The organism is Catellatospora sp. IY07-71 (assembly GCF_018326265.1).
GTDB lineage: Bacteria > Actinomycetota > Actinomycetes > Mycobacteriales > Micromonosporaceae > Catellatospora.
In genome coordinates, this window is the sequence record NZ_AP023360.1 from 136,510 (window position 1) to 152,184 (window position 15,675).

The following is a 15,675-nucleotide window of genomic DNA, read 5'->3' on the forward strand; positions in this document are numbered from 1 at the left end:
TCATGACGCCACCACCGAGGTGCTGCCGAGGCCCTCGACGACGGCGCGGACGTGGGCGCCCCGGGTGAGGGGGACGGCGGCGGTGGCGGCGCCGGCGAGGAAGATCCAGCCGGGCTCCAGCGCGACGCCGTAGCGGGCGGTCAGCGCGCGGCCCTCGTCCAGCGCGCGGCGCGGGTCGCCGAGAATCGCGGCGGTCGATCCCGCCTGGACGACCTTGCCGTCGACCTCCAGCAGCACGCCCAGGTTGCCCAGCCCCGCCGGGACGGGCTGCCAGGCGCCGAGCACGAACGCGGCGCCGGAGGTGTTGTCGGCGACCACGTCGGGGTGGGTGAACTGGAAGTCCGCGTACCGCGAGTCGATGATCTCCAGCGCGGGCGCGACCGCGGCGATGCCGTCCTCGCCCAGCAGGAACGCGACCTCCGGCTCGATCCGCGGGTGGATGAAGCCGTCGAGGGCGAGCCGCCCGCCGTCGGGCACCCGCATCGCGTCGGTGAGCCGGCCCCAGATCACCTCGTGTACGCCGACCTGCGCCATCTTGGCCCGGCTGGTGAGCCCCATCTTGATGCCCACCAGGCGCTGGCCGCGGTCGAGGCGGCGCGCGATCAGCGCCTCCTGCACTGCGTAGGCCCCGTCCACATCCAGCTCGTGCCCCAGCGTGAGCTGCGGGATCGCCTTCGCCCCGGTCGCCGCGTCGTCCAGCAGCGCGGCCATCTCCGTGATGCTCATGCCCGCTCCCCCGTGCTCGCGGCTGCCTGCTCGGCGTCGCGGACCAGGTCCAGCGCGACGTCGACGATCATGTCCTCCTGGCCGCCGACCATGCGGCGGCGGCCCAGCTCGACCAGGATCGAGCGCACGTCCACGCCGTACTTGGCCGAGGCGCGCTCGGCGTGGCGCAGGAAGCTGGAGTAGACGCCCGCGTAGCCCAGCGACAGCGTCTCCCGGTCCACCTGCACCGGCCGGTCCTGCAGCGGCCGCACGATGTCGTCGGCCGCGTCCATCAGCGCGAACACCTCGCAGCCGTGCTCCCAGCCCATCAGCTCGGCGGTGGCCACGAACACCTCCAGCGGCGCGTTGCCCGCGCCCGCGCCCATGCCCGCCAGCGAGGCGTCGACGCGCACCGGCACGCCGGGACGGTCGCCGTGCTCCACGGCCACCACGCTGTTGGCTACGCCGAGGGACAGGTTGTGGTGGGCGTGGATGCCGACCTGGGTGTGCTCGTCGAGCACCTGCCGGTAGGCGTCGACCCGCTCCGCGACGTCGCGCATGAGCAGCCGGCCCCCGGAGTCGGTGACGTAGACGCAGTGCGCGCCGTACGACTCCATCAGCTTGGCCTGCCTCGCCAGGCCGTCTGGGGAGTTCATGTGGGACATCATCAGGAAGCCGGAGACGTCCATGCCGTTCTCCCGCGCCCAGCCGATGTGCTGGGCGGAGATGTCCGCCTCGGTGCAGTGCGTGGCGATGCGCACGCTGGTCACGCCGAGGTCGCGGGCGGCCTTGAGGTCGGCGATGGTGCCGATGCCGGGCAGCAGCAGCGTGGTCAGCTTCGCGTTCGGCATCACCTCGGCCGCCGCGGCGATCCACTCGGCGTCGGTCGCCGCGCCGTGGCCGTAGTTCACGCTGGAACCGGCCAGGCCGTCGCCGTGCGCGACCTCGATCGCGGCCACGCCCGCCGCGTCCAGCGCCGCGGCGATCCGCCGCACCTGCGCCACCGTGTACCGGTGCCCGATGGCGTGCATGCCGTCGCGCAGGGTCACGTCCTGTACGTAGATCCGAGTCGTCATTTCTTCAGCTCCATCAGGCGCTCCGCGGTACGCAGCGCCGCCGAGGTCATGATGTCCAGGTTCCCGGCGTACGCGGGCAGGTAGTGCCCCGCCCCCGACACCTCCAGGAACACCGACACCTGCAGCGCGGGCGCGTCGAACATGGGCACGGTCACCGTGTCGAACTGCACCTGCTGCTTGAGCCGGTAGCCGGGCACGTAGCCCTGCACCTGCTTGACCATGTCCTCCACGCTCGCCGCGATCGCGGCCCGGTCGGCGTCCGCGTCCGGGCAGAGGCAGTACACGGTGTCGCGCATCAGCAGCGGCGGCTCGGCCGGGTTCAGCACGATGATCGCCTTGCCGCGTCCCGCGCCGCCGACGACCTCGATGGCCCGCGCCGTGGTCTCGGTGAACTCGTCGATGTTGGCCCGGGTGCCGGGACCTGCCGAGCGCGACGCGATGGACGCGACGATCTCGCCGTACGCCACCGGCGTCACCGCGCTGACCGCCGCCACGATCGGCACGGTCGCCTGCCCGCCGCAGGTCACCATGTTCACGTTGGGCTGGTCGAGGTGCTCGTCCAGGTTCACGGTCGGCACCACGTACGGCCCGATCGCGGCCGGCGTCAGATCGATCACGACCTTCCCGTGCCTGCGCAGCACCTCGTCGTGATACCGGTGCGCCTTCGCCGACGTCGCGTCGAACACGACATCCACCTCGGCGAACTCCGGCATCCGCACCAGCCCGTCCACGCCCTCGGCCGTGGTCGCCACCCCGAGCCGCGCAGCCCGCGCCAGCCCATCGGACTCCGGATCGATCCCCACCATCGCCACCATCCGCAGCGACTCACTCAACCGCAACACCTTGATCATCAGGTCGGTCCCGATGTTCCCCGACCCGATGACCGCCACTCCGGCCTTCACCAGCTGCCTCCGTTACCGCTCGCCCGCCCCGCACCGGGTTCTGCTTCGGTGATCACGGCGCCGGGGTAGCGACACGCCGTCGAACACGTCCTCAAGTTCATGATCAACGCACTCATGGGGTGAACCGGGTGCGGACGGAGCCGAGGCCGCTGATGCGGGCCTCGTAGGCGGCGCCGGGGGTGACGGGGACCATCGGGCCCAGGGCGCCGGACAGGACGACATCGCCCGCCCGCAGGGGGGTGCCGGCGACGGCCAGGGTCTCGGCGAGCCAGGCGACGGCGTGCAGGGGGTTGCCGAGGCAGGCGGCGCCTGCGCCGACGGAGACGGGCTCGCCCTCGTGTTCCAGGACCATGCCGCAGAGGCGGAGGTCGACGGAGGCGAGCGGGACCGGGCGGTTGCCGAGCACGAACATGCCGCTGGAGGCGTTGTCGGCGACGGTGTCGACGATGGAGATGTCCCAGTCGGCGATGCGCGAGCCGACGATCTCGATGGCGGGCAGCAGGTGATCCGTCGCGCGGATCACGTCGGCGACGGTGACCTGCTGGTGCGGCAGGTCACCGCCGAGTACGAAGGCCACCTCGGCCTCGACCTTGGGCTGCAGGATGCGGGTCACGTCGACCTCGGCGCCGTCCCAGGCGGCCATGTCGGCGAACAGCACCCCGAAGTCGGGCTGGTCCACCCCGAGCTGCCGCTGCACGGCGGGGTTGGTCAGGCCGATCTTCGCGCCGACGATCCGCCGCCCGGCGGCGACCGCGTCCTGGGTCATGGCGCGCTGCACGGCGTATGCCGAGGCCACGTCGCCGACCGGCAGCAGGCGTTCCCGGAGCGGGGCGCACGGGGTGCGGGTCTCCTGCGCGTCGCGCAGCAGGCGTACCGCCTCGTCGATCTTGTCCTTGCCGATGGTCACGACAGCTCCACGCAGACGTTGGTCAGTTCGGAGTAGAAGGCCAGCGAGTGCACGCCGCCCTCGCGGCCCACACCGGAGGCCTTCACCCCGCCGAACGGGGTGCGCAGGTCGCGCAGGAACCAGGTGTTGACCCAGACCAGCCCGGCGTCCAGGCGGGATCCGGCCCGGTGCGCCCGGCCCACGTCCCGCGTCCACACCGTGGCCGCCAGGCCGTAGGCGCTGTCGTTGGCCAGCGCGAACGCCTCGTCCTCGTCGTCGAACGGCAGCAGGCTGCACACCGGCCCGAAGATCTCCTCGCGGTTGACGCGCGCGTCCTGCGCCAGCCCCGTGAGCACGGTGGGCTGCACGTACGCCCCGCCGTCGCGCGCGTCGCCGAAGCTCGGCACGCCGCCACCGGCGAGCACCGTCGCGCCCTCGCTGCGGGCCAGGTCGTAGTAGGACAGCACCTTCTCCCGGTGCTGCCGCGAGATCAGCGGCATGTTGGCCGTGGCCTCGTCCTGCGGCCACCCGAACGGCAGCTCCGACGCCTTGGCCGCCAGCTTCGCGGCGAACTCGTCGAAGATCGAGCGGTGCACGTACAGCCGCTCGGTGCACAGGCAGACCTGGCCGCCGTTGGTGAAGCTGGACCGCACCGAGCCCGCGACCGCCGCGTCGAGGTCCGTGTCGGGGAAGACCAGGCCCGCGTTCTTGCCGCCCAGCTCGAACGAGACCGCCTTCACCCCGTCGGACGCGGCGCGCATGATCGCGCTGCCGGTGGCCGACTCCCCGGTGAACGTGATCGCGTCCACCCCCGGATGCCTGGTCAGGAACTCGCCCGCCGAGTCCGGCCCGAAGCCGTGGACCAGGTTGAACACGCCCTCGGGCACGCCCGCGGCGGCCATCACCTCGGCCAGCAGCGTGGCCGACGACGGCGTCTCCTCGGACGGCTTCACGATGACCGCGTTGCCGCAGGCCAGCGCAGGGGCGACCTTCCAGGTGAGCAGCAGCAGCGGCAGGTTCCAGGGCACGATGATCGCGACGACGCCGACCGGCTTGCGCACCGCGTAGTTCAGCGCGCGCCCGCCTGCGGCGGTCGCGGTCATGAACGATTCGGTGGGCGCGGTCGTCACGATGTCGGCGAAGGCCCGGAAGTTGGCCGCCCCGCGCGGGATGTCGAGGGTACGCGCCTGCGAGATGCTCTTGCCGGTGTCCGCGACCTCGGCGGTGACCAGGTCGTCGAAGCGCCGCTCCAGCTCGTCGGCGACCCGCCGCAGCACCGCCGCGCGCTCGCCCTCGCTCATCCGCCCCCACGGCCCGCGCATCGCCGCCCGTGCGGCGGCCACGGCCGCGTCCACGGTGGACGCGTCCGCCTCGGCCACCTCGAAGATCTTCTCGCCGGTCACCGGCGACACCTTCGCGAACGTCTTCTCGGCCGGCACGAACGCGCCGCCGACGAAGTTGCGCAGCAGGCCGGGCTCGCCCGCGGGGCGGCCGGTCATCAGCGTCGGGTCCCAGTTCACGCGCCCGTCCCCTTCCGGAAGGCCCACGCCGCGAGCGCGCCCGCGGCCAGCACCACCGCGCCCGCCGCCGCGCCGAGCAGGCGCTGCTGGCGGCGCACCCGGCGCTGCACCTGGGCGTACGGCGTGGTGGAGAACGACACCAGCTCGTAGCGGGAGACATAACGGCCGGGCAGCGCCCGTTCCAGCGCGTGCTCGACCTTCTTCTGCGCCTGGAACACCGGGGAGGCGACCTTGTCCCGCATCTCCACGAAGTTCTCCAGCGCCATCTGCGCGATGGCCTCGGTGTTCTCGCGCCGGCGCGCCTCGAACTCGGGCAGCGCCCGGTCCCAGTCGTCGCCGGTCTTGTCGAGCACCCGGTCCAGCTCCACCACGTCCTCGAACGCACAGTTCGCGCCCTGGCCGTAGAACGGCACGATGGCGTGCGCGGCGTCGCCGAGCAGGCCGACCCGGCCGTACGCGTGCCACGGCGCGCAGCGCACCGTGCCCAGCACGCCCACCGGGTTGTGCAGGTAGTCGTCGACCAGGTTCGGGGCCAGCTCGATCAGGTCCGGGTACACCGCGGCGAAGTGCTTCTCGATCGCGGCCGGGCTGCTCAGCGACGCGAAGGCGCTGGTACCGCCGGTCGGCCAGAACAGGGTGCAGGTGAACGAGCGGTCCGGGTTGGGCAGCGCGATCATCATGGACGCGCCGCGCGGCCAGATGTGCAGCGCGCCCGGGTCCAGCGCGAACTCGCCGTCCCGGGCCGGGATGGTCAGCTCCTTGTAGCCGTGCTCCAGGAAGTCCAGGCTCTCGGTCAGGCCGGTGTGCGCGAGCAGCTGCCCGCGTACCGCCGAGCTGAACCCGTCGGTGCCCATGACGACATCGGCCTGCGCGGTGACCGCACCACCGGGGGTCTCGAAGCGCATCTCGCCCGTCTTGGGGTCGAGGCCGACCAGGCGGTGGTCGAAGTGCGCGGAGACGTCCGGCAGCTCGGTGGCCGCCGCGAGCAGCGCGTTGTTCAGCGCGCCCCGGCTGATCGAGTTGATCGCCCGCTCGCCGTCCGCGCTGTACTGCTGGAAGTCGAGCTCACCCTCGACCGGGTGGATCATCCGGCCCCGCATCGGCAGCGCGTCGGCCATCACCGTCGTGTCCAGGTCGATGCGGCGCAGCGCGTCCAGCCCGCGCTCGGACAGGGCCAGGTTGATGGAGCGGCCGCGCTCGACCTTGCCGGTGCGCGGGTCCGGGCGGCGCTCGTACATGGTCACCGTGTAGCCGCGCCGGGCCAGGTAACACGCGAGCAGGCAGCCCGCGAGCCCCGCGCCGACGACGGCGACGTTCTTCTCCCGCGTCATGCCTTCTCCTCGAAGATCGCCGCGAGGGCCTGGGCCACCCGCCAGCAGTCGTGGTACGTCGAGTACAGCGGCACCGGCGCGAAACGCACGATGTCGGGCTGGCGCGCGTCGGCGATCACGCCGTGCTCGTGGCGCAGCCGCCGGGCCAGCTCGTTCGCGCCCATCGCGGCGGTGCGCACCGACAGCTGGCAGCCGCGCCGCGCCGGGTCGCGCGGGGTGACCTGTGCCAGCGGCCGGCCGGGCAGCACCTCGTCCAGCAGCGACTCCAGGTACGCCGTCAGCCGCAGGCTCCGGGCGCGCAGCGCCTCCATACCGACCTTGTCGAACAGCTCGAGCGAGGTCCGCACCGGGCCCATGGCGAAGATCGGCGGGTTGGAGATCTGCCACGCCTCGACCGTCGCCGGGGGCCGCGAGGTCGGCGTCATCTCGAACCGGGTCGCCGCCGCCGTGCTCCACCAGCCCTCGAACCGGGGCAGGTCCGGGTCGCCCAGGTGCCGCTCGTGCACGAACACGCCGGACAGCGCGCCCGGCCCCGAGTTGAGGTACTTGTACGAGCACCAGGCCGCGAAGTCCACGCCCCACTCGTGCAGCCGCAGCGGCACGTTGCCGGCCGCATGCGCCAGGTCCCAGCCGGCCACCGCACCCGCCGCGCGGGCCGCGTCGGTGATCGCCGGGATGTCCATCAGCTCGCCGGTGAGGTAGTTGACCCCGCCCAGCAGCACCAGCGCGACCTTGTCGCCCTCGTCCCGCAGGTATGCCAGCACGTCCTCGGTGCGCAGGCAGTCCTCGCCCTCGCGCGGCCGCAGCCGCACCACCTCGGCGTCCGGGTCCAGCCCGTGGAAGGCCACCTGGCTGCGCACCGCGTAGCTGTCCGACGGGAACGCCGCATCCTCGATCACGATCCGGGTCCGCCTCCCGGACGGCCGGTAGAACGACACCATCAGCAGGTGCAGGTTGACCGTCAGCGAGTTCATCACCACGGTCTCGCTCGGCAGCCCGCCCACCAGCCGCGCCGCCTGCTCGGTCAGCAGCTCGTGATACGGCAGCCACGGCCGCCCCGCCTCCAGATGCCCCTCGACCCCCAGCCGCGCCCAGGCGTCCAGATCCTCCAGTAGCTCATCCCGCGTGGCCCGCGGCTGCAGCCCCAGCGAGTTGCCCGCCATGTACGCCACCTCGGCGTACCCGCCCCCCTCGGCGGGCGGGATCCGGAACAGGTCCCGGTGCCCCGGGTCGGCCTCATCGCGCCTGCGCGCGTCAACCTCGGTCATTGCCATCTACCGTCTCGCTGTCTGGTGTCCTGCGTTGATCATGAACTTATGGACGTGGTGGACGGCGTGTCCCGACCCCGACGCCGTGATCAACACTGTCTTACATGTGGGTGCGGGCGGACCAGAGTTCGGGGAAGACCGTTCTGGCCATGCTGCGCTGGAGCCAGGCGTATCCGTTGGAGCCGCCGCTGCCCACCTTCGCACCCATGGTGCGCGCCACGGCCATCAGATGCCTGTGCCGCCACACGTCGAAGCGCTCGGCGACCTCGGTCAGGGCCTCACCGAGCTGGCGAAGGTGGTTGTCCGCGGTGTCCTCGGCGTAGACGGCGACCCAGGCGGCCTCGACGGCGGGGTGCGGCTCGTGCTCCTGCGCGAAGTCGCGTTGCAGCAGGTCGGCCGGGATGTCGTGACCCTGCCGAGCCAGCAGGGCGATCACGTCGTCCCACAGGCTCGGGCCGTTGAGGGCGGCCAGCAGATCGTGGTAGACGTCGTCCTGGCGCTTGAACGGGCGGACCAGCGACGCGGTCTTCAGCCCGAGCAGGAACTCCAGGTGGCGGTACATCGCCGACTGGAAGCCCGAGCCCTCGCCGAGCAGGTTGCGGAACTTGTTGAAGTCGGCCGGGGTCATCCAGCGCAGTGTCTGCCACGCGGCGTTGAGGCCGTCCAGGTGCAGGGCGCAGCGCCGCAGCGGGGCCAGCGCGCCGTACACGTCGTCCTCGGCGAGCAGCCGCTGCGTCTGGCGCAGCTCGAAGCGGACCAGCCCGAAGTACAGCTCCATCACCTGGCTGATCATCAGGAAGGACATCTCGCCGGGGTCCTTGCTCAGCGTCTGCTGCAGCGTGTGCAGCGTGCTCGCGTGGACGTAGGCGTCGTACGGGGTCCGCTCGGCGAACTCCAGGGTCGGCTCGCCGCCGTTGGCCTCGGCCCGCGCGGCACGTTCCTGCGCGGTGGCCGGGCGTACGGCCGACGTCATCGTCGATGGGGCGTTCACGCGTTCCTCCAGGTTCTCCGGACCACGTCATGATCTCTCCGGAGGGCGTGCCATCGGAATGCCGGTTCAACGGCGCTCGGGCCGCTCTGCTTAACGTTCATACTGAGGTAGGGGCGTTTCGTTTACGAAGGGAAAGCGCGTCGTGGACGACATGGACTGGGCGCTGCTGCGTGAGCTGCAGGCGGACGCGCGGCTGTCCTTCAGCGAGCTGTCCCGCCGGGTGCACCTGTCCCCGCCGGCCGTCGCCGAGCGCGTGCGCCGCCTGGAGGAGGCCGGCGTGATCACCGGCTACCACGCGCACGTGGACCTGGCCCTGGCCGGCCGCCCGGTGATCGCCCTGATCCAGATGTCCTGCTACGGCGCGGGCTGCATCCTGCGCGACCCCGCCGTGTCCACCTGGCCCGAGATCCTGGAGATCCACCGCATCACCGGCGACGCGTGCAGCATCCTTCGCGTCGCCGCCACCTCCATGGACGCCTTCGAGGCCGTCATCGACCGCCTCGCCCCGCACGGCCGCCCCTCCAGCACGATGATCCTCTCTACCCCCCTCCCCTGGCGCCCGCTCACCCCACCCCCGGACCCCGCTTGACGGTCCGCCTCGGCCGCCCGCGGCGCGCTTGATCGTCCGCCCGGCCCCCTTGATCGTTCGACTTGCCAGGCAGATGGGCGAATGGGCGCCCAAGATACGCCCAGGTGCCAGGCAAGTCAGATGATCATGAAGGTCCGGTTCGGGTCGTTTTTCATGTTTCGGGAGGGTGTGGGTGAGAGGATGCCTGGGAGCCCCGGGTTCGGGGGTGGGGGTACCGGTTTGGGGGAATCATGCGGTCTGCTCTACGGGTGGCGGCCGGCGTCACGGCGCTGGTCGTGGCGGCGCTGACGGCGCCTTCGCCCGCGCACGCCGAGGGGGTCTTCGTCGAGGTCAACCCGAGCACCATCCAGGCGGGGTTCCAGGTGGCGATCCGCGCGAGCTGCGGTGACGCGCTGAACAACGCGAAGGTGCACTCCGAGGCGTTCGGCACGGTGACCGTCGAGCCGGTCAACTCGTACCTGATCGCGGCGGCGACCGTGCCCGAGAACAAGAGGGCCGGCGGCTACAACGTGAAGCTGACCTGCCCCAGCCGGCAGACCGCGACCACCACGCTCTGGGTGGTCAACCACGACAGCCCGGAGCACGGCCCGAACACCGGCGGCGGCGCGCTGGCCGACAACGGCGCCACGCTGATCGGCGGCGGCGCGGCCGTGGTGGGGCTGGGCCTCGGGCTGCTGGTGCTGATGCGGCGGCGCGGGCGCTCGCCGCTGACCCCGGCCTGACCGCCGTGCCACGGCGGCTGGGTGTCCCGCTGGCGGTGCTGCTGGTCGTGGCCGGCCTGTTCGGGGTCGGCATCGGCCTGGGCAAGGCGAACGGGTTCTCGCTGGCGGAGCTGTTCCGGGGGCCGGGCAAGGCCCCGCCGGGCGAGTTCCCGGTGCTGGGCCCGAGCCGCCCGCTGCGGATCCAGATCCCGGACATCAAGGTGAAGGCGTACATCCACGGCGTCGGCCTGGACGAGCGGGGCGCCATCGACACCCCGTCGCTGCTGCTGCGCAACGAGGCAGGCTGGTTCGACGACGGGCCCTCACCCGGCCAGTACGGCCCGGCGATCATCGTCGGCCATGTGGACACCAGGGACAAGCCGGGCGTGTTCCACCGGCTCAACGAGCTGAAACCCGGCGCGAAGATCGAGATCACGCGCCGGGACAACCGGATCACCGTGTTCGAGGTGAACACCGTCGAGCGGTTCGGCAAGGACAGCCTGCCCGTGGACCGGATCTACCACGACTTCAGCCGGCCGGGGCTGCGCCTGATCACCTGCGGGGGCCGGTGGGTGGGCGGCGAGCTGGGCTACGCCGACAACATCGTGGTGTTCGCGAGCCTGATCAGCGCCCGCAGGGCCTGAGCCTCAGACCGTCTCGAGCCACTGCGCCCAGCGCGGGTCCGGGGTGCGGTGCCCGATGACCCGCCAGATCGCGCCGTGCGGCACGGTGGGCTTGACGGGCAGGCGCCAGCCGAGGTCGGAGAGGGTCTTGTCGCCCTTGTGGTGGTTGCAGCGCGCGCAGGCCGCGACGACGTTGTCCCACGCGTGCTGGCCGCCCTTGGAGCGCGGATGCACGTGGTCGATCGTCTCGGCGGGACCCTGGCAGTAGACGCAGCGCCCGCCGTCGCGGGCGAAGATGGCCCGGCGGGAGAGCCCGACCTGGGTGCGATACGGCACCCGGACGTAGCGGGTGAGCTTGGCCACCAGGGGGACGGGCACCCGGTGGCGGGAACTGTGCAGCACCCCGTCGCCGTCGGCGACGCAGACGGCCTTGCCCGAGAGGATGAGGATGGCGGCCCGGCGCACGGACACGACACACAGCGGTTCGTAGGTCGCATTGAGGAGCAACGCGGCGGAGGAGGCTGCGGGTCGTATGTCAGGCATCGGTCTCACCCTCCGAGGTCACTCATGTCATGGCGTCATTGTGACCATCGTCCCCGATAGATCTGGTGAATGCACCTACAATTTGCGGCGGTCTCATGAATTCTCAGGCACGCTTTGCCCAGCTCATTGGCATATGCGAGCTAAATCCCCGCGAGACCCGCCCGCACCCGGCCCCGACCCATGAGGTAACTACGTAGCCATGCTGAGTCTGTTCGACCCGAACCCCTCCGAGACGCCCTCCGTCGGCTGCATGGCGGACAAGATCTGCAAGGGCGTCTACGAACTGTCGGACTCGCAGTGGCTGGCCGACGGCGGCTACTACCTTCTCATCAAACCGCTCCGCATCATCGTCATCATCATCGTCGCGATGATCGCCCGCGCGCTGCTCAACCACACGATCAACAAGATCGTGGGCCGCACCGCCCAGGGCAAGGTGCCGACGATGCTGCGCCCGATCCGGGAGAAGATCCCGGCCTCGGTGGTCAACGCGACGTCGGTGTTCCCGGAGCGGCGCCGGCAGCGTGCCGAGGCCATCGGCTCGGTGCTCAAGAGCATGGTCACCGTCGGCGTCTTCTCGGTGGCCTTCCTGATCGTGCTGAGCGAGTTCGACATCAACGTCGGGCCGCTGATCGCCAGCCTCGGCATCGCCGGCGTGGCGCTCGGCTTCGGCGCGCAGTCGCTGGTCAAGGACCTGATCGCGGGCCTGTTCATGCTGCTGGAGGACCAGTACGGCGTCGGCGACGTGATCGACACGGGTGAGGCGGTCGGCGTCGTCGAGTCGGTGGGCCTGCGCACCGTGACGATCCGCGACGGGCGCGGCGTCATCTGGTACGTGCGCAACGGCGAGATCATCCGCATCGGCAACAAGAGCCAGGGCTGGGCCACCGTCATGATCGACGTGCCGATCGGCTTCGTCGGGGTGGAGGAGGCGACCTCCGTGCTGCGCCAGGCCGTCGACACGTTCGCGCACGATCCGGAGTGGGCCGCCGACTTCGTCGAGCCGCCGCAGGTGCTGGGCGTGGAGAACATCAGCGTGGACGGCGCGGTGATCCGTACCGTGTGCAAGACCTCCGCCGACCGGCAGTGGGACCTGCAGCGGGAGATGCGCCGCCGGCTCACCGAGGCGCTGGAGGCGTCCGGCATCGCGGCGCAGATGCAGGCCGCGCGGACGCTGCGCGCGTCGGTGCCCGCCGAGGAGCCGGCGGCACAGAATCCCTGATGGACTGACGGGTATCAGCCATAGAGGCTAGCGCTTTATCCACCGATCGGGCAGAATCAACCGACGATATCCCGCATGGGGCGGTCATTCGGCGGACTCTGCGACAGGATGACGGTCCTCGACAACACGTCGTGTGATCCATGGAGGACCATCCGGTGGTGCACCACCCCACGCGCACCGACCCCCCGCCGAATGAAGCAGCAGCGCCGTCAGCCTCGCAACCCGAGGAGCGCGCGACCTTCGGTGAGGTGCTCGCCGACCGCGAGTACCGGGGTGTCTTCGGCGCGAGCGTGCTCTCCTGGATCGGCGACTACCTGGCCAAGGCCGCCGTCACCGCGCTGGTCTACCAGCAGACGCAGTCGGCCGGCGCCGCGGCGGCCACGTTCGCGATCAGCTTCGCGCCGTGGGTGCTGCTCGGGCCGCTGCTCGCCGCGGTGGCGGAGCGGTATCCGTACCGCACGGTGATGATCGTCAGCGATCTCGCCCGGATGGTGCTGATCGCGCTGGTGGCCCTGCCGGGCCTGCCCGTGCCGCTGCTGATCGGCCTGCTCTTCCTCACCGCGCTGGGCAACCCGCCCTACGACGCGTCCCGCTCCGCCCTGCTCCCGTCGATCCTCAGCGGGGACCGGCTGGTGGTCGGCCTGTCGCTCAACCTGAGCGCCGGGCAGGCCGCCCAGATCGTGGGCTACCTGGCCGGCGGTTTCCTGGCGGCGCTGAACCCGCGGGTCTCGCTGCTGCTCGACGCCGCCACCTTCGCGCTGTCGGCGCTGCTGCTCAGCCTGTTCGTCAAGGCCCGCCCGGCGGCGAACGCCCGCGCGGCACGGCGCAACCTGGTGCGCGAGACCGCCGACGGCTTCAAGGTGGTCTTCGGCATCCCGGCGCTGCGCGGCATCGCCATCCTGGTCTTCAGCGTGGCGCTGTTCGCCATCGTGCCGGAGGGCCTGGCCGCGGTCTGGGCACACCACCTCGATCCGGGCGCGAGCCCCACCGAGCGCGGCTTCGCCCAGGGCCTGATCATGCTGGCCAACCCGGCCGGCTACGTGCTGGGCGGCATCGTGGTGGGCCGCATGCTGGCCCCGGCCACCAAGCGGGCGCTGATCCGGCCGCTGGCGCTGCTCACCCCGCTGGTGCTGGTGCCCGCGCTGCTGAACCCGTCGCTGACCGCGGTCTGCCTGATGGCCGCCGCCTCCGGCTTCTGCGTGGCCGGCATGATGCCCGTCGCCAACGGCCTGTTCGTGCAGGCCCTGCCGAACGTCTACCGGGCGCGCGCGTTCGGCGTGATGCAGAGCGGGGTGCAGATCATGCAGGGCGGCTCGGTGCTGGTCGCCGGCCTGCTCGCCAACCACTGGGCGCTGCACCAGGTGGTCGGCCTGTGGAGCGTGGCGGGTGTGGTGCTGGTGCTGGTGGCGCTCAGCGTGTGGCCGCCGCAGGACCGGTTCGCGGCCGCGATCGAGCGTGCCCGGCGGCTCAACGAGGCTCCGGCCGCCGGGTAGCCTTGGCCCGGTGAGTGACCAGGCCGCTGCCCCCGTGACGTCCCTGCCGGTGCCGAACTACTTCGAGCTGCTCGGCGGCGAGGACACCTTCCGCCTGCTCGTCGACGAGTTCTACGCCGGGGTCGCCGAGGATCCGGTGCTGCGCCCGATGTACCCGGAGGAGGACCTCGGCCCGGCCAAGGACCGCCTGCGGCTGTTCCTGATGCAGTACTGGGGCGGCCCGAACACCTACTCGCAGGAGCGTGGCCACCCGCGGCTGCGCATGCGCCACGCGCCCTTCGTGATCGGCGAGGTGGAGCGCGACGCCTGGCTGCACCACATGCGCCACGCCGTGGACGTGCTGGAACTCACCCCCGAGCTGGACCGGATGCTCTGGGACTACCTGGAGCGCGCGGCCTTCTTCATGGTGAACAAGGATCTCTGACGGGGTCCGGTGACCCAGGGCACTTTCCTGACCGTACGGGTCAGGCGAGTGCCCTGATTTCTGTCGCCTCGTTGGGCACTGGGAAATCGCCCCAATGACGAGGAGACGTCCTGATGCACCGTCGTGTCGTGTCACTGGCCGTGCTCGCCGCGATCGCGCTGCCCGCGGCGGTGGGAGCCGCGCACGGCCCGCCGCCGGAGTACCTTGGCGCGCGCCAGGTCCGCACGGTGAGCGAGGACCCGGCCGACTGGACGCCGCACATCCTGGACGGCGAGGTGCACGCGCTGGCGGTCGTCGGCGAGACCGTGGTGGTGGGCGGCGACTTCACGAAGGTGGCCGACAGCACCCTGGAGCAGGAGTACGACCGCGCGCACCTGTTCGCCTTCGACCTGCGCACCGGTGCGGTGCTCGACTTCGCCCCGGTGATCGACGGCATGGTGCTCTCGCTGGCCGCGGGCCCCGGCGGGACGGTGTTCGTGGGCGGTCCCTTCGAGGAGGTCGGCGACGCGGACGTACGCGGCATCGCCCGGCTGGACCTGGCCACCGGCGGGCTCGTGGAGGGCTTCGACGCCTCGATCAACTGGGGCGACGTGCGAGGGCTCGCGGTCTCCGGCGGCTGGCTCTATCTCGGCGGCTCGTTCAGCGCGGTCAACGGCGTCGAGCGGCTCGGCCTGGCCCGGCTGGACGCGCTGACGGGCGAGGTCGACCCGTGGTTCGACCCGCGGCTGGAGGCGCCGGAGATCGGCCGGGTGAAGGTCGAGGACATCGCCGTCTCGCCGGAGGGCGACCGGCTGCTGGCCGTCGGCGCGTTCACCCGGGCCGGTCGCGCGCGCCGGGTGCAGGCGGCCATGTTCGACCTGACCGGCGACAACCCCGCCAGGGCGGCCGACTGGTGGACCGACGCGTACGTGCCGCTGTGCCGGGAGGGCTTCGACACGTACGTGCGGGCGGTCGACTTCTCGCCGGACGGCGAGTACCTGGTCATCGTGACCACCGGCCGGCTCAGCGGGGTCGACCTCACCTGCGACACGGCGGCCCGCTTCGAGACGTACGCCACCGGCCGGGTGCGGCCCACCTGGGTCAACCACACCGGCGGCGACTCGCTGTACGCCGTGGAGATCGTCGGCGGCGCCGTCTACGTGGGCGGCCACCAGCGCTGGCTGGACAACCCGTACGGCATGGAGTCGGCCGGCCCCGGCGCCGTGGAGCGCCCCGGCGTGGCCGCGATCCACCCGGTCACCGGGATGGCGCTGCCGTGGAACCCGACCCGCAGCCGCGGCGTGGGGGTGCGCGCGTTCGCCATCACCCCGCTGGGGCTGCTGGTCGGCTCGGACACCGACGAGCTGGGCCGGGAGTACCACGGCCGGGTCGGGCTGTTCCCGCGTACGGACTGACGAGCCCGTA

The 15,675-nt window shown here is 71.7% G+C and carries 16 protein-coding genes; 7 read left to right on the top strand and 9 right to left on the bottom strand.

The genetic code is table 11. The features are described from left to right. The 8 genes from CS0771_RS00650 to CS0771_RS00685 form a co-directional block, all read right to left on the bottom strand. Complete coding sequence (locus CS0771_RS00650) at window positions 1-726, bottom strand: 2-keto-4-pentenoate hydratase (RefSeq protein WP_212839316.1); 726 nt, start codon at window positions 724-726, stop codon at window positions 1-3. Beyond that, entirely contained in the window at window positions 723-1,781 is a 1,059-nt protein-coding gene (dmpG, locus tag CS0771_RS00655) for a 4-hydroxy-2-oxovalerate aldolase (protein ID WP_212839317.1), read from the bottom strand. The genes CS0771_RS00650 and dmpG overlap by 4 nt, the downstream gene beginning before the upstream one ends. Continuing rightward, a complete protein-coding gene (locus CS0771_RS00660) occupies window positions 1,778-2,683 on the bottom strand; it encodes an acetaldehyde dehydrogenase (acetylating) (RefSeq protein WP_212839318.1) in 906 nt (301 codons plus the stop codon). The genes dmpG and CS0771_RS00660 overlap by 4 nt, the downstream gene beginning before the upstream one ends. Window positions 2,684-2,795: 112 nt before the next feature. Beyond that, a complete protein-coding gene (locus CS0771_RS00665) occupies window positions 2,796-3,569 on the bottom strand; it encodes a 2-keto-4-pentenoate hydratase (protein ID WP_244871285.1) in 774 nt (257 codons plus the stop codon). A gap of 17 nt (window positions 3,570-3,586) precedes the next feature. Further along, the gene (locus CS0771_RS00670; protein ID WP_212845528.1) at window positions 3,587-5,068 is read right to left on the bottom strand and encodes a 2-hydroxymuconic semialdehyde dehydrogenase; all 1,482 of its coding nucleotides are present in this window, start codon (window positions 5,066-5,068) and stop codon (window positions 3,587-3,589) included. 17 nt (window positions 5,069-5,085) lie between these two features. Then, window positions 5,086-6,420 (bottom strand): NAD(P)/FAD-dependent oxidoreductase, encoded by a 1,335-nt coding sequence (locus CS0771_RS00675; RefSeq protein ID WP_212839319.1) that lies wholly within the window; start codon window positions 6,418-6,420, stop codon window positions 5,086-5,088. Then, window positions 6,417-7,688 (bottom strand): kynureninase, encoded by a 1,272-nt coding sequence (gene kynU, locus CS0771_RS00680; protein ID WP_371821320.1) that lies wholly within the window; start codon window positions 7,686-7,688, stop codon window positions 6,417-6,419. Before kynU ends, CS0771_RS00675 begins: the two co-directional genes overlap by 4 nt. Window positions 7,689-7,788: 100 nt before the next feature. Continuing rightward, window positions 7,789-8,661: a tryptophan 2,3-dioxygenase gene (locus CS0771_RS00685; protein WP_212845529.1), complete on the bottom strand. Its 873-nt coding sequence runs from the start codon at window positions 8,659-8,661 to the stop codon at window positions 7,789-7,791. Between the two features lie 160 nt (window positions 8,662-8,821). Here CS0771_RS00685 and CS0771_RS00690 point away from each other — a divergent pair, with 160 nt between their 5' ends. The 3 genes from CS0771_RS00690 to CS0771_RS00695 all read left to right on the top strand — a co-directional run bounded on the left by CS0771_RS00690 (window position 8,822) and on the right by CS0771_RS00695 (window position 10,613). Further along, the gene (locus CS0771_RS00690) at window positions 8,822-9,268 is read left to right on the top strand and encodes an Lrp/AsnC family transcriptional regulator (protein WP_212839321.1); all 447 of its coding nucleotides are present in this window, start codon (window positions 8,822-8,824) and stop codon (window positions 9,266-9,268) included. Between the two features lie 230 nt (window positions 9,269-9,498). Next, window positions 9,499-9,990 (top strand): hypothetical protein, encoded by a 492-nt coding sequence (locus CS0771_RS38460; RefSeq protein WP_244870520.1) that lies wholly within the window; start codon window positions 9,499-9,501, stop codon window positions 9,988-9,990. A gap of 5 nt (window positions 9,991-9,995) precedes the next feature. After that, a complete protein-coding gene (locus CS0771_RS00695) occupies window positions 9,996-10,613 on the top strand; it encodes a class F sortase (RefSeq protein WP_244870521.1) in 618 nt (205 codons plus the stop codon). Between the two features lie 3 nt (window positions 10,614-10,616). On the opposite strand, the gene CS0771_RS00700 is transcribed toward CS0771_RS00695, so the two are convergent. Next, window positions 10,617-11,135, bottom strand: coding sequence for an HNH endonuclease (locus CS0771_RS00700; RefSeq protein WP_203754351.1), 519 nt, complete (start codon window positions 11,133-11,135; stop codon window positions 10,617-10,619). A 199-nt stretch (window positions 11,136-11,334) separates the two neighbouring features. Between CS0771_RS00700 and CS0771_RS00705 the strand changes: the two genes are divergently transcribed. The 4 genes from CS0771_RS00705 (at window position 11,335) to CS0771_RS00720 (ending at window position 15,665) form a co-directional block, all read left to right on the top strand. Beyond that, window positions 11,335-12,354, top strand: coding sequence for a mechanosensitive ion channel family protein (locus CS0771_RS00705; RefSeq protein WP_212839322.1), 1,020 nt, complete (start codon window positions 11,335-11,337; stop codon window positions 12,352-12,354). A gap of 140 nt (window positions 12,355-12,494) precedes the next feature. Beyond that, window positions 12,495-13,847 carry an MFS transporter gene (locus tag CS0771_RS00710; RefSeq protein WP_212839323.1) on the top strand — a complete coding sequence of 451 codons (1,353 nt, stop codon included), beginning with the start codon at window positions 12,495-12,497 and terminating at the stop codon, window positions 13,845-13,847. A 10-nt stretch (window positions 13,848-13,857) separates the two neighbouring features. Then, a complete protein-coding gene (locus CS0771_RS00715) occupies window positions 13,858-14,271 on the top strand; it encodes a globin (protein ID WP_305834274.1) in 414 nt (137 codons plus the stop codon). A gap of 113 nt (window positions 14,272-14,384) precedes the next feature. Then, window positions 14,385-15,665, top strand: coding sequence for a delta-60 repeat domain-containing protein (locus tag CS0771_RS00720; protein ID WP_212839324.1), 1,281 nt, complete (start codon window positions 14,385-14,387; stop codon window positions 15,663-15,665). Window positions 15,666-15,675: the final 10 nt, after the last annotated feature.